The sequence below is a fragment of the Pseudomonas syringae genome (assembly GCF_002157375.1).
In the GTDB taxonomy this organism is placed as follows: domain Bacteria; phylum Pseudomonadota; class Gammaproteobacteria; order Pseudomonadales; family Pseudomonadaceae; genus Aquipseudomonas; species Aquipseudomonas syringae_T.
The window spans coordinates 36308-51097 of record NZ_MTSA01000011.1 but is presented as its reverse complement, the minus strand read 5'-3'; the positions used below and the strand labels follow the sequence as shown (position 1 = coordinate 51097).

Sequence of the window (14790 nt, the reverse complement as noted above, 5' to 3'; positions counted from 1 at the left end):
GGTCGGGTTCTTGGCACGTCGGTAAAAGAACTTACGAAGCGTTCTTCTGCGCGTTCATCGCCTCGAAGATCGAGGTGATGTTGCTGGCAGTCGCCTTGAGCTGACCAACGACCAGGTCCATGGCGTTGTATTTCTTGGTCAGCGTTGCCGTCAGTGTCTCGATACGGCGATCAAGCGCTTCCTTGTCATCATCAAGCCGCTTCTGAACCGTATTCAGACTTTTGGTTTTGCCGGCCAGAACACCATCAGCCTTGGTGTAAGGCTCAAGCGCACTGCCCATTCGGGTGATCAGGCCGCCGGTACCGTTGAACAGGCTGTCAATCTGCCCCCCCAGCTTTTTATCATTCAGCGCTGCGGTGAACTGCGCAGTGTCCAGAGACAGCTTGCCGTCACTTTGCTGGGTCTTGATGCCCAATTGCGAGAGCGAGTTGAGCCCCTCCCCAGAGGTGGCGCTGGCGATCTGATTGCGAATGGTAGCCAGCAGCGCACGAGGGGTGGAATCGCCCGTCAATGCAGCCGGGGTGAACACGCCCTTTTCATTCACGCTACCTTTGGTCAGCGAAGACGTCAGGCTCACCAGCGTGTTGTAAGAGTCGATAAACGTCTGCAGTGATGCTTTGATGCCGTCGGTGTTGACCCCTACCGTGATAACGGTATCGCCGGTGGCTGCAGTGCTGGGCGAAACCAGGTTAAACGACACACCGGAGATCGCCGTGCTGACCGTATTGGTCTTGCTCGTAAGGGCCAGGCCATCGATGGAAAACTGGGCATCTTTGGCAGTTCCAGAAATCGCACCCGCACCCGGGATCGGCTTGCCATTCGCATCAGTACTGGAGCTGGTATCGCTCATCAGCTTGGTGCCGTCGATGTTCAATGCTTCCTGACCGGCAGCACCCTTGACGGAGATGTCGCTGCCAGCGCCCGTGGTGGTTGAACTGAACACCAGCCGGGAGCCGTTGTTGTCGGTGATGATGTTGGCAGAGATGCCTTTACCCTGAAGCGACGTGTTTATCTGGTCACGCACTTCCTGCAGCGTAGAGGTCTTGGAGATGTCAACTTTTTGGGTAGTGCCATTTTGAGTGATTTCCAGGGTACCACTCGGAATAGCACTGGATTGCGCGGAACTCATGGCGACGGTCGCCACCTTGGAGGCCGTTGCAAGATCCTGGACTTTGAGCGCGTAGGAACCACTCACAGCGGTGTTATCTGCAGTAGCCTTGACAACAGCCTCATTGGCGGAGGTCGCGGCATAGCCCAGAAAAGCAGGCGTGGTCTTGCTGCTCAAGGTATCCATTGCTTTCTGGAACGCAGCCAGCGCTGAAGTCAGCTGACTTACCCCGGAAAGGGATGCCGTGGTAGAAGCAGTCTGTCGATCGATCTGGTTTTGCTTCGGCAGACGCTCTGCATCAGTCAGCACCTTTATGATACTGCCGATTGCCAGGCCTGAACCCAAGCCTGTGGATGCTGAAATTGGACTTGCCATGGTGCTTCTCCCTTCAAGAATGTCGCGGGATCTACCGCCCGTTCAAAGGCTGGTAACCCGGCAACAAATACCGTACCGGCAATCAGGCCTTGGCGCGGAACAACAAACTGTTCGCATCACTCAGGCTATCGGCCAGCTTCAGGATTTCTGCATTGGGAATCTGTCTTACGACTTCACCGGAGTCACTTGCAATCACTTTGACAATGACTTTGCCAGAATCTTCGTCAATCGAAAACTCGAGATTGCGCTTCACCGTGTGAAAAAATTTCTGGATGTCCTCGACGGCTGCTTTGACTTTAGCATCATCTTTGGAATCGTCCTTGTGCAGATCGGAACCTTTACTTTCGGCCGTGGCGGCCACGCGCTCGACGGGCTGGGTGTCGGCAGGCTTATCAACGGACGTGTCGGGCACGGGCGCCTGAGTCGCCGGTTGAACGGCCGGATAAGACAAGTTCAGCTTCACACTCATATCCATGACCATCACCTCTGAAAGTAAAAAAGCGAGAGAGCACTGTGAAGTACTCCCCCGCTAAAACGCATGCCGTTATTACTGAAGCAGTTTCAGTACAGCGGATGGCAGCTGGTTAGCCTGAGCCAGAACAGAGGTGGAAGCCTGTTGCAGGGTCTGTTGCTTGGTCAGCTGTGCAGTTTCAGCAGCGAAGTCGGTATCCTGGATACGACCCAGTGCAGCACTGGCGTTTTCGTTGATGTTCTGCAGGTTGGAGATGGTGCTGGTCAGACGGTTTTGTGCAGCACCGAGATCAGAACGCGTGGTGTTGATGGTCTGCAGAGCCGAGTCGATAGCGGCCATTGCGGCAGAGAAGTTGGTCTCTGCAGCAGCGCTGTCGGAACCCGCGATGGTGACTGCCGAACCGACACCCAGGGTGTTGGCGTCAAAGCTGGCGCTCAAAGTCAGAGTGATCTGGTTCGACGAGCCGGAGTTGGAGCCTACCTGGAAAGTCATGGTGCTGGCAGAACCGTCGATCAGGTTCTTGCCGTTCAGGTTAGTACTGTTGGCGATACGAGTCAGTTCCGAACTCATCTGGCTGAATTCTTTGTTCAGCGCGTCACGGTCAGTCGAGCTGTTGCTGTCGTTTCGCGACTGAACAGCCAGTTCACGCATACGTTGCAGAATGTTGGTCGATTCTTGCAGCGCGCCTTCAGCGGTCTGAGCAATGGACATACCGTCGTTGGCGTTTTTGATCGCCATGGTCTGACCTTTGATCTGCGAGTTGATCTTGGTAGCGATGTTCAGGCCAGCAGCGTCGTCTTTTGCGCTGTTGATTTTCAGGCCGGAAGACAGACGAGTCATCGAAGTCGACAGTGCGTCAGAGGCGCGACCCAGGTTCTTCTGGACGTTCAACGATGCTACGTTGGTGTTTACTGTTAAAGCCATGATGAATTCCTCGTTGGTTGGGTACTACGTGGCTTCCGGCCCCTGCAAGCGCCGGGTGTGCCTAGAGAACCTTCGTAATAGTTATCGTCGCGATAGCAGGTTGCTTGAGGGTTTTTTTTTAATATTTTGCCCGCCCCCTGACATCCCTTATAAAACAAGGGGTTGGGGCATATTCAAGCGGCTGAAAGGAACGGAATTCATCGACCGTAATAGACGGGGACACGCGAGGGAGTTACGCAGCGAAGTTCAAAGTGTGACGCGGATCACTGTTTAATTAAAAAGCGCCTGGGGAATACTCCACAGGCGCTCTTTGTCAGGCCGTGCGACTCAGCCTTTATAGATAATGGCAGAGCCCCAGGACAACCCCACACCAAAGCCACTCAAGGCGACCCGATTCCATGAAGAGCCCAGTACGTGCTTTTCAATCAGCAGCGGAATGCTGGAAGACACCGTATTGCCGGTCTCGACCATGTCCTTGAGAAACTTCTCGGGCTTGTCCTCGAAGCGACGCGCGACGGCGTCGACAATGGCGGCGCTGCCCTGGTGGATACAGAAGGCATCGATGTCATCAGGCGTCAGGTCTGACTCGGCCAGCAGCTCATGCAGGTGCGCGGGCACCTTGATCAGCGCAAAGTTGAACACCTGACGACCGTTCATGAAGAACACACCGTTGCTGACCTTGAGGTGCGGAGCCCCGGAGCCATCGGTGCCGAACTTCGCCTTGCCCAGCTGCCAGGCGGCGTCCTCGCCCATCCACGTAGCGGTGGCCGCGTCGCCAAACAGCATGGTGGTGTTGCGGTCTTCGGGGTCGACAATTTTCGAATACGGGTCGGCGGTGATCAACAGGCCGTTTTTCAGGCCTGCCGCTTCCATGAAGCCCTTGATCGCATAAATACCGTACACATAGCCGGAACAGCCCAGCGAAATATCGAACGCGGCGACATTGGTCGACAGGCCCAGCTTGTCCTGGACGATGGCGGCGGTGTGCGGCAGGCCTTCCTCGTCGCCGTTCTGGGTGACGACAATCAACACATCAATGCTTTCACGCTTGAGCTGCGGGTTGTTGGCAAACAACGCATTGGCCGCTTCAACGCACAGGTCCGAGGTTTCCTGGCCAGCGTCTTTGCGTGGCAGGAACGTGGAGCCAATTTTCCCAAGGATGAATTCTTCATCCTTGCCGAATTTGGCGCCTTGAGCGTAGTTATCGACGCCTGCAACAGGCACGTAACTCGCTATGCTTTTAATGCCAATCATCATGGCTTCCCGATGAGTAAACAGGTCATTTTCCGTCCTGATAAATCAGGGCGCTACCGAATAGGGGTGATTTTCAGACATTTTCAGGGCGCTTGGCAGGTTAAAGCAAGTCAGGCGCATGTCGCTCCCTGTAACACAATACAGTGAAGATGCACTTTATGACCTGCAGGTCACTCCCGTTTGCATGCTTTGCGATAAATTAAGTCGGGGAAAAGCGAGCTGGAGCCTGACAGACAGGCTCCAGTGCAGAGGCTTTGAAGCAGCGAACCAGCCTTCACCGGCTTCGCGTGCGTACGGAACTCAGACCGCCAGGGTGAACCCCTGTCCTGTGAGCGAGAGGTTGGCGTTGTAGGCTTCATCCTGCGCGAACTGCGCTGACCATTTGTCCATCAGCGCGGTACGTGCAGGCTCCGGCGCCTGCACCAGACCGCAATGCACCACCTGAACGTGCGGAGTCCAGACGGTCAGATAACCTGCCTGCGCAGCCTTGAGACACAGATCGACATCGCTCAGGGCTTCGGCGAACAGGTCATCGTCCAGCCCGCCCAGCGAGTCAAACAGCTCCTTGGCAATCATCAGGCACGCCGATGACACCGCAGAATAGTTCTGCTCGACCACCAGGCGCTGCATGTAGCCGGTAGACGTTTTCGGCTCGCCGACGAAACCCGAACCGACACCGCCGTTGAGTCCCAGAATGAGCCCTGCCTGAGTGACCACACCCTCACGGCCAACCAGCTTGGCGCCGACCACACCCACTTCCGGACGCTGCGCCTGATTAAGCAAGGACTCGATCCAGCCGACGTTGACAATCTGGCTTTCCGCGTCCAGCAGAATCAGGTATTCACCGCCGGCCTCCTGACTGATCAGGTTGCGCAAGGAAGACGCGCTCATGCGTTGCTCGGCACGGAATACACGCACCCGACCGGACACCTGCTCTTGCTTGTCGAGCCAGGTCGACAGTTCGGCAGACGTACTGGCGTTGTCACCGATCAGCACTTCGTAACGCTGGTAGCGGGTCCGTTGCAGAATGCTTTGCAGGCAGCGCTGCAGCTCCGGCAAATTGTCTTGGCTGTGCAGCAGAATCGAGACCACCGGACGATGGGCATGGCGATAATCGATCTTGTAAGTGCCCGGCTGCGCCGAGCTGACTTCTGCCTGATAACCGCGCTTGCCAAGGTGGCGCTTGAGCGCTTTGTGTTCGTCCGGAGTGTCTTCCAGCTCTGGCGCGTCGCAGATCAGCAACGGTTCGCTCAAGTGAGCAAGACCGCTCATGCCGCCCTCCTCGATCAGGCGCAGCAACAGGTCGAACTCCAGCGCCTTGGGAAATTCGCGCGAATAGCCGCCCGCCTCGACCAGCAAGTCGCGACGAATCAGCCAATGACGCGCCATCAAGGTCGGCAGGCTTTGCAGCAGATCGAGGTTGAAACCCGGACGGAATACCGGGGCCAGCGTGCCGTTGGATTGACGCTGAATTTCATCAACCGCGACCGCCCGGCACTGCGCCGCGTCAAGCAGTTCGGCACTGGCCAGCAACAAACCGCTGCGGGTGAACTCTTCACCGGCCTGCGCCAGCATCAGCCAGTCGCTGGGTGATTGCTTGACGATCTGGTTGATCTTGTCGACGTAGTTGCTTTCGGTAACCTTCACAAAATGCAGGGTGTTGTGCAGCGTGGTCACTGCCGGCAGTTCTCCGGTGGTGAACACCACCACCTTGAACGCCTTGTAATGACCGTTGATCAGGCTGTCGAACGTCGCTTGCAGCTTGAAGACGTCGGCGTCCAGATCCAGCAGCAAAATACCGATCTGTGAACCGGCCGGCTTGCTGGCCAGTTTCTCGGTGATCTGCTTGAGGGCGTCAGGGGCCGGATCACGCGAATCCAGCCAGTTGAGCAGTCGACCAGACGCCATACCGTCGAGCAGGCGACCGTTGTCGAAACCGGACGCCGCCTGCAGGCGTTGGCACCAGCCAGAAACAAGCTCGATCTGCTTCTCGCTGTCTTTATCGTCCTTGCTGTTGCGCAATTCCGTGATCAGGCTCTGCACGACGCCGAGATTGAACGCGTAGGTCTCGTAGGCGTACCACAGACGGCTAAGCCTCGTTTCAGCATCCGGGTTGCTTTGCTCACGCAGCAACTCGGCCTGCTTGAGCAGTGCCGCTTCAAGCCCTTCCATCTGCAAGCGGCCTGCCGGCATGACGTGAATCAGGAATTCGATTCTGGCCAGTTCATCAAACAGCGGCTGGTTGTAAAACGGCAGTTCGACGAACTGGCGAGGCTCGAACAGCGCATCTGACTGCTCCAGAGCGACGTTCCAGACCGCGCTGATAATCTTTTCATCCGCTTGAAAGCCCTGGGTCTTGAGACGTTCAGCCATGGCCGCGAGCCCGGCGAGGACGTTCTGTACACCCTGAGCGCCTGCGAAGCCCGAGCCTTCACCCAGCACTGAGACGAGTTTTTTGCAAATGCCTCACGAGCCGCTTTGGCTTTGGGGTCAGTGTGTTTGACCGCTGAGGCGATGGCCCCGCCGTGGCGCAGTTGCGCGTCTTTGCCCAGCATCAAGTGCAATGCATAGGGAATTGGCAGGATGCGCAGGTGTGCAGCCGCAACCAGGTAGGTCATGTGGCCGATTTCCTGCCAGTGCGGCTCGGTGCCTTCGGCAACCGATGCGAACCACTGCTGCGCCAGTTCAGTCCGGGTGACAGCACTGAGCAGCGACAGGCTCTCCTCCATGAAACTCAGAACCCGCTCGCCTGCGTCGTCTGCCGCATAGTCCTCGCAGGTTTTGCGATCGCGACGGAAATAATCCACCTGACTCACTTGAGCCTGATAACTCAGGCTATAGCCCTGACAGGCGCCATACGTCGGGCTGGCTTCAAGAAAGCTCAAGGCAGCGGTCAGCGCATCCGGCAGCAGAAAACTGTCGACAGGAGCCTGCACCACGAACGGCGTGGTGACATGCTTGAGGCCTTCGGCGATCCTGGCACTGAGGCTGGCGTTGGCCAGTGCAGGGTGCTGCACATAATGCAGACCGGAAGCGCCAGCGATGTCGGCATCAGGCTGCGCGGAGGCATCGACCACCACCACGTTGCACGGAAAGCCGCTGTAATACTTCAAGGCACGGCGCAGGAAATCCGGCTGGTCCTTGGCCATCAACAGCAGGGTGAGACGCTGATTCAGAGCGGCGTGTTCGTGTCCCGAATGACTTTGCATGGTCTTTCCTTATAACGAATCGATTGCGCCTTCAACCCGCAGAGGGTGTTGAAGCAAGAGCGTAGCGTATCCGCCCCGGCGAGAAAGCTGCCGGGGCCTGTTCAAATCAGTCCGGCAGCCAGCCGTTGGCCCAATACTGCAGGTTTTCGCCGCGCAGCATGAAATCACGCAGTACGGTTTCACGCAGTTCGTCGCCCATGCGGTAACTGGCATTGGGATCGGACAAATGCATGCGGATGGCCTGCAGCCATTCTTCGGAGCTGTTGGTGTACACACGGGTGGCTGGCAGATGACCGCGATACGCCTCGGTGTCGGAACAGATGACCGGGTAGCCGCACGCGCCGTATTCCAGCAACCTGAGGTTACTCTTGCAGTCATTGAAGATATGGAATTCCAGCGGCGCCAGTGCCAGGTCAAGGTTCAGGCTGGCCAGTTTGGCCGGGTAGGTCTTCAGGCTGACCGCCGAGTGAAACTCGTGAATGTAAGGTTTGAGCAGATCCGGACACATGCCGAAGAACACCCACTCGACCTCGTCGGCCAGTTCACGCACCACATCCACGATCAGTTCCAGATCGCCACGATGGCTGGTGCCGCCACCCCAGCCAATACGCGGCTTGCCGGAACTGCGGCGCTGACTTCTGAGGTTGCTCCACAGATGGGTCGCCAGCATGTTCGGCACCACACGGATATCGGTGTGCATGGTCGACAGCACTTCGGCCAGCGGGTGCGTCGAGACCACCACACGATCACACAGGCCTACGCCCTTGCGCAGCATGGCGGCAATATTGTCAGGCATGTTGCGCTTGTGCTCGTTTCGCTCAGGCACGTCGGCAATGTAATCGTCGAGCTCGAAAATGCGCATGGCATTGGAGTAATTCTTTGCCAGCTCGATATCCGGGACCTTGGCCTCGGTGTAGCGGCCCTGAAAGACAATAACGTCTGGCGACTGGCGCTCTATCTCGACCGGCGTTGCCGTCTCATAAGTCATGCGGCCAACCACCCGCCCGGCGCTCATCAATTCCAGCAGCGGCTGGCTGACCCGGTAATGACCAACCGCCGACGAGTTCACCGCCATGCCCAGAATGGAAGGCAGATGACGGCTGCAGAACGGATTCCAGCCTGCCAGCAGACCAGGGTCCAGGGTGAACGACAGCACTTCGTTGAGATGCAGGTTGGTGTTGTACGCCTGATCCCTCGCCATCTTCGGCAGCCATTTCTGGAAGAACGATTTCTGCTCGTTATCGAGTGCCTGCCGAGACGCCTCGTTACGCTCAGCGGCAGCAGGCTCGGCCAGCACCAGTGATGAATCGGGTGTCCCGACGATCAGATAACCCTCACGGCCGACCCGCATGCACAGGTCCAGATCCTGCAAGCCCTGAGTGAAGGTTGCGGCCTCCATCTCGCCTGCGCTGTCGAACACGTCCTTGCGCACCATCAGGCAGTTGCCGCTGACCGCACTCCAGTTCTGAGTCAACTGCAAACGCTGCATGTAACCGCTCGCGTTCGCAGGGAAATTGATGAAGGGCCGACCGGCCAGGCCGTCCATGCCCATCACCATGCCTGCGTACAGAACAGTGCCCTGCGGGTTGAGAATACGCGGTCCGACGATACCGACTTCCGGGCGCTGAGCGTGGTTGAGCAACCCTTGCAGCCAGTCGGCCTGATGAAGCATGGCATGCGGGCTGAGCATCAGCAGGTAGTCACCCTTTGCTTGTCGCGCAGCATGATTCTGGGCCGAGGCTTCGCTGCCAGCTTCAGACAACGAGAAAATCCGCAGCTTGTCACTGCCCAGCTGGCCCATCGCCGCGAACCATGCCCGGGCATCGGCGCCTTCGCTGGCGTTGTCGACAATCAAGACTTCGTAGTTCGGGTAGGTCGTGTTGCTGAGCAGGCTGTCTACGCAGCGCTCCAGAGCGCCCAACTGATCCTTGGCGGTGATGATGATCGACACCAGAGGCAGCGAAGGATGCACGTACTCGATACGGTTCAGCAGCGGCAACTGATCATGGTGAATCACATGCTCCCTGCCGATACGTGTCAGGTGAGCCGACACCACTGATTCGTTGTGCTCAATGACGGGAGGCAGTGACAGCCAGTCGGCAAACGCCAGACGCGACTCGACCTGCACTTCGGCGATGTGCTCGATGGTTTGCGGACCGGCACCCTCGACCAGACGCCAGATGACATCGTGCGGAGCCAGTTCACCGTGGGCAGGATCGAAACCACCCATGTCCAGCAGGTTGCGACGTTCGAACGCCAGCGTGCGCCCGACATAGGGATAGGCGCGCAGCAGGTCCAGATTGAAGCCCGGTTTGAAAATCGGCTCTCTGGATTCGTCTTCGACCAGCGCCCCTTCATCACTGTAGATGCACAACAGGCCGGACGTCTGGGCAATGCGCTCGGCCAGCACCAACAGCGCGGGCTGCGTCAGCCGGTCGCCGGCACGCAACAGATAAACCCAGTCGGCGCTGTCCAGCAGCGGTAGGACTTCATTCAACTGCCGAGCCCAGTCGGGCTGCAAGGAAAAGCGCAGTACTTGAGGATCGTCGACGCTTGCGTTGGTCAGTACCACCACCGAGTCGGCGGCGTAATCCTGTTCGGCGATGCTGCGCAATGTGATGTCGAGGCCTTCGGCGTCGCCATCGGGATCGATGATCACCGGGACAATGCGCGGCTGCCAGGCCCAACTTCCGATGCGTCGCTCCAGCAGCTTCTTTTGCGGGACGGAAAAACGGCGGCACGACAGCCACTCGGCATACAGTTCGGCATAGCTTTCACTGTTGCTGCCGACACGGCTCATCATGATGCCTTGACGACCGGCCATCACCCCGTAAAGGCCGACTTCGTCCCATTCGCGTGGTTCTTCCAGTGCCCTGCGCAACGGCAAGAAACGCACCCAGCCCTGGGCTGGTGCCTCTTCGCCGCTGCGCGCCTTGAGCATTTCGTTCAGCCAGCCCCATTCGGTGGTGGCTTTTTGGAACATGTCGGCCTGACTGCTGAAGCGACCCGGATGCAGTCGCTCGGTGCTCTCGACATTGTGCAGCACGATCAGGTTGCCACGTCGCAGCAGGCAGATGAACAGGGTGAAATCCAGCAACGCGACAAAGCCCTGCCCGGGCACCGCAATCGACGGCAGGTATTCCAGGACATCGGCACGGCGCATCAGCGCACCGCTGAAACCGCCCAGATAGTTGCGCGGCGTACGCTCGAAAATCGCCAGCATGTCCTCGCCTTTGAACACAGCGTCGTACGGCACCAGGCCAACGTTTTCCATGCGCACCGGCAACACATAGTCATCCACATCCACCAGGTGGCGTTTGCTGACGACGAGCTGCACGTCTTTGTAGGTATCGAGGGTTTGTGCTTGGTGCGCGACGCAATAGGTGTAAAGACGGTCGTCATCGCAAAGAAACTTGATGTACTCGCCAGCAGCCTCTTCCAGGCACTTGAGCAAATTCCCCTGAAAGCCAAGACGCTGAGGGTTGCCCACGTAGCGCGCACGTTCGCTGCCCGACGGAACCAGCTCGTCAAAAATGGTTTTGATTTCATCGGTTCGGCAATCGTCACAAACGATGATTTCGAGATTGCCGTAGACCTGATCCAGCGCACTTTGCAGCGCAGCGCGGAAAAAGCGTGGATTGAGAGCGGGGATGACGACACTGACGAGGGGGACTGAATTCACTATTACAGACTCGTGAGCGGCGGGGAACCGGCCAGTCGAATGGCTCCCCTCACCGCTGAAAAAAGACGGCGGATGCTCAACGTCAGGGTTCAAAGCTGACTGAACAGGTTCAACTTGGACAGCATGGTAAACACCTGCTGAGAAGCATCCAGCATGGTCTTCTGCAGCGTCAGGCGAGTGGTCGCCTCTACGATGTCGGCGTTCACGTAGGTGCCCTGCTCTACCGTGTTATTGCCTTTGAGCAGATCGTTGGTCGTGCCTTGGGCGGTCGCTGCAAGCTGACGTGCGCCGCCACTGGAACGTGCCGTGGAAGCCTGTTCGATGCTGCTGCTCATGTTGCCCAGCGCAGACGTCAATGCGGCGGTCATCTTCTGCGACGCGACCAGATTGCCATCAGTCGGCGTCGACAGGGCCTTGATCGCTGCCGTCAGCGTATTCAGGATGTTCTCGGTCTGGTGAGTACCAGACTCCACGACGAACTGATCACCGGCGGCCGGTGTGCCGGTCATGTTGAAATTGACCCCCGAGGCATTGGCGGTCGAGCCGGTCAATGTGCCGCTGGACACCGGCTTGCTGCTGCTGGTCAACGGCGCGGCGTACAGATCGTAATCGGTGGGGCTGGTGAACTTTAGAATCGCCCCTTCGGTAGGAAAGGTGTTGTTGAACGCAGTCCGGTCAGCCGCCGTGTTACCTACCGCCGAGCTGCTGATGGTGGCGGTCGAGGTGTTGCCGGCGCTGCGCGACGTCGACACGCTGTCGGGCGTCGAGGCCAGTTGGTAGGTGCGATTGGCCAGTGCAGCATCGGCCGTGGCAGCCGAAGCCCTGTCAGCCGCTGGCAGGTTGACGTTGAGCGTCAGCTCGACCCCACGAAAGGTGAATGTCTGAGCATCGAACGAGCCATTGCTGAACTTGCCGGCAGACGACGAATCGCTGCTCACATCGGTGCCCGTGGCATCGGTGATCTTGAACTGCGTGCCGCTGAGGAAGGTCAGCGTGTAGGGTTCGCCTGACTGATAAGCTGAATTGTACGTGTTGGAGTTAGTCACCAGCCCCCCACTCAGACCGATCTTGCCATCGTCGGTGGCAGGAGAAACCAGTGTCGAGGACGTGCGGGTGGTGTTGACCGACTGCTCGAACGCTTCAAAGCCGGTGGTGTTGCTGGCCATCACCAGGCCGTCGCCTACCGCCAGATTGACGCTGGTCTGATCGCCCTTGTAGCTGTAAGAGCCGTCCGCGTTCATCGAGTAAGGCGGCGTCGAGGCCTTGGAACCGGAAAAGATGTATTGGCCGTTCGAGTCCTGGCTGTTCATCAGCCCCACCAGCTGGCTCTGATACTGCTTGAGCGCCGCCGCCTTGGCCAGACGGTCGGAGTCGGTGAACGCGCCGCTGCCAGCCGATACGATCTCTTCGCGAGCCGCCTGCATGGTGTCGATGATGCTGGTCAGCGTCGTCTCGGTCGTCACGACGTTGGTGTTGATCGTGCCAATGTTGGCTTCGTACTGGGTCAGCATGGAGTTCTGCTGAGCCAGTTGCAGGACCCGGGACGCACCCACCGGATCATCGCCTGCCGTGTTGAGCTTGATACCGCTGGAAACCTCTAGGCCGGTCTTGTTGAGGTTTGAATAGTTACGCTGATAATTGGCGTTCGTGGCTTCGTAAAACTGAGTAGTCGAGATACGCATGGCTCACGATTCCTTAAAGGCTGTTGATCAGCGTGCTGAAGATGGTTTGTGCCGCCTTGATGATCTGTGATGAGGCGGTGTAGTACTGCTGATACTTGATCAGGTTGGACGCTTCTTCATCGAGCGACACACCCGAGACCGAGTCACGAGCAGATTTGGCCTGGCCGACCACGGCGGCAGTGGCCGTGACATCGTTCTTGCCCTGGCTCGCCAGTGTCCCGACCACGGACACCAGGTCCGCGTAGGAACCGGACAGGCTGGTGCCGATGCCACCGTTGGTGACGCCAACAGTCTTGGCCGTCTGCAAACCGACCACAGCCAGTGCGTTACGGTTATCGGACGAGCCAGCGCCCGTCATGCCGATGCTGAAGGTGTCGTTGGTCACCGGCGAGCCGGAAAGCGTCATTTCGAGCTGAAACGCAGTCTTGCTGCTCGGCGTTGTGGTGGTGTCGGTGTAACCAATGTTCAGCTTGATCGTGTTGGCTTGACCCTGAATGATCGAGCCGCCCACGGCGTTGCCGTTCTGGTCGAGCACTGCACCGCCGCTTGCGTTGATCAAGCTGTAGCTCTGCACCCCGGTGCTGCTGACCGCGCCCATCACCAGCTTCATGGGTGTGGAGTCTTTGAGCGCGTTGCGCAGATCGGAGGTCTGGGTGCTGCTGTAGATATTCGATCTGGTGTTCAGTACTGGTTGAGTAAAGCCACCGGTGCCGGAGTTACTGCTGCCTGCCGTCGCCGTCAAGGGCGCAGCGGCCGCGATGTCCTTGGCGTCGGTCAGGACCACCGAGATACCCGATGCGCCATTGCGTGTCGGGGTGACCTTGAAGATGTCACCGGCCGCCAGCGTATTGCCGTTGAGGCTGACGCTGAAACCCTCGAACTGCTTTGGCGGGTTGTCAGCCAGCGAACCGGTACCCACGCTCTCGCCGTTGGGTAAACGACGCACAGTGAAGTTGGAGGCGTCATTGAAGGTGACTTCGTAATCATCAGCGGTCAGCTTGCTGGTGTCACCGATGGTCACGTCCAGGTTGCCGGAACCGGCACTGTTGGTGGTCTTGCCAATGCTGCGCTGGGTAATGGCTTCAGCGCTGTTGATGCTGGAATACAGGTTTGAGCCGAAATTGCCCTTGCTGTCGATGCCCTGGTTCAACTGGCTGTTGACCTGATCCGACAGCACCATCGCCGTGCGGCCCAGCTCGTTGGCCGCGGGCACCAGTACTTCGCTCCGGTAACGCAGCAGACCGCCAATCGAGCCACCCGTGATGACCGAGCTTACGTTTGTCTGGGTCTGACCATAGGCAATCTGCACGTTGTACTGCAACGGGTCGGACGAGCTGGGTGCTGCGGACATCTTGTAAGACGTCGAGCCGCTGACCAGTGCTTGCCCGGTGCCGGTATAGACGTCGTAGTTACCGTTGTTTTCAGACACTTTCACACCCACCAGCTCATTGAGCTGGCGCACTGCTTCACTGCGCGAATCGAGCAGCGTGTTGGGCGTACCGTTGCCTGCTGATGCCTGAGTGATCTGTTTGTTCAGGCTCGCCACTGTGGAGGTCAGTTCATTGACCTGAGTGGAGAAGGTCGTGAGCTGAGAATTGACGTTGTCATTCTGGGAAGACAGCTGCGAAGCGACCGAATTGAAACGCGCGCTCAATGCGCCCGCCTGGGTCAGGAACGAAGAACGCTCTGCCGACTGGGTGGCGCTGGTGGCGATGCTCTGCATCTTGGTAAAGAAGTCTGCCAACTGCACGGAAATGCCCGTCGCGCTGTCGGACAACAGCGAGTCGGTCTTGCCGGCCTGACCGGAATAAGCGACAGCGTCCGCACTGAGGGCGGTCGTGGTTTGCAATTGGGTGTCCAGGTAGCTGTTGTAGATGCGACGCACATCCGACAGCGTTGTGCCCGTGCCGACGTAACCGGTGCCCTGACCCAGGGCAATCTGCGCCGACGCCGTGGTCAGTACCTGCTGACGCGAGTAACCCGCGGTATCCACGTTGGCCGTGTTGTTACCGATGGTGTTGATCGCAGCACTACTGGCGTTGATACCTGAGAGCCCAATTGAAATCAGCGACATGATTAAAACC

At 58.3% G+C, this 14790-nt stretch carries 7 protein-coding genes and 1 pseudogene; all 8 read right to left on the bottom strand.

The genetic code is table 11. The features are described 5' to 3' along the window. Window positions 1–31: 31 nt before the first annotated feature. On the bottom strand, window positions 32–1483 hold the full coding sequence (gene fliD, locus BW686_RS15150; RefSeq protein WP_084918180.1) for a flagellar filament capping protein FliD: 1452 nt from the start codon (window positions 1481–1483) through the stop codon (window positions 32–34). An 82-nt stretch (window positions 1484–1565) separates the two neighbouring features. Then, a complete protein-coding gene (locus BW686_RS15145) occupies window positions 1566–1958 on the bottom strand; it encodes a flagellar protein FlaG (protein WP_084918177.1) in 393 nt (130 codons plus the stop codon). A gap of 72 nt (window positions 1959–2030) precedes the next feature. Beyond that, window positions 2031–2879: a flagellin domain-containing protein gene (locus BW686_RS15140; RefSeq protein WP_084918175.1), complete on the bottom strand. Its 849-nt coding sequence runs from the start codon at window positions 2877–2879 to the stop codon at window positions 2031–2033. Window positions 2880–3206: 327 nt separating this feature from the next. Beyond that, the gene (locus tag BW686_RS15135; protein WP_084918550.1) at window positions 3207–4133 is read right to left on the bottom strand and encodes a ketoacyl-ACP synthase III; all 927 of its coding nucleotides are present in this window, start codon (window positions 4131–4133) and stop codon (window positions 3207–3209) included. A gap of 300 nt (window positions 4134–4433) precedes the next feature. Further along, window positions 4434–7342, bottom strand: a pseudogene (locus tag BW686_RS15130) (TIGR00180 family glycosyltransferase). Window positions 7343–7448: 106 nt separating this feature from the next. Next, window positions 7449–11024 carry a glycosyltransferase gene (locus BW686_RS15125; protein ID WP_084918172.1) on the bottom strand — a complete coding sequence of 1192 codons (3576 nt, stop codon included), beginning with the start codon at window positions 11022–11024 and terminating at the stop codon, window positions 7449–7451. An 89-nt stretch (window positions 11025–11113) separates the two neighbouring features. Then, window positions 11114–12706 (bottom strand): flagellar hook-associated protein 3, encoded by a 1593-nt coding sequence (locus BW686_RS15120; RefSeq protein WP_084918170.1) that lies wholly within the window; start codon window positions 12704–12706, stop codon window positions 11114–11116. A 13-nt stretch (window positions 12707–12719) separates the two neighbouring features. Beyond that, entirely contained in the window at window positions 12720–14780 is a 2061-nt protein-coding gene (gene flgK, locus BW686_RS15115; protein WP_084918168.1) for a flagellar hook-associated protein FlgK, read from the bottom strand. Window positions 14781–14790 lie beyond the last annotated feature (10 nt).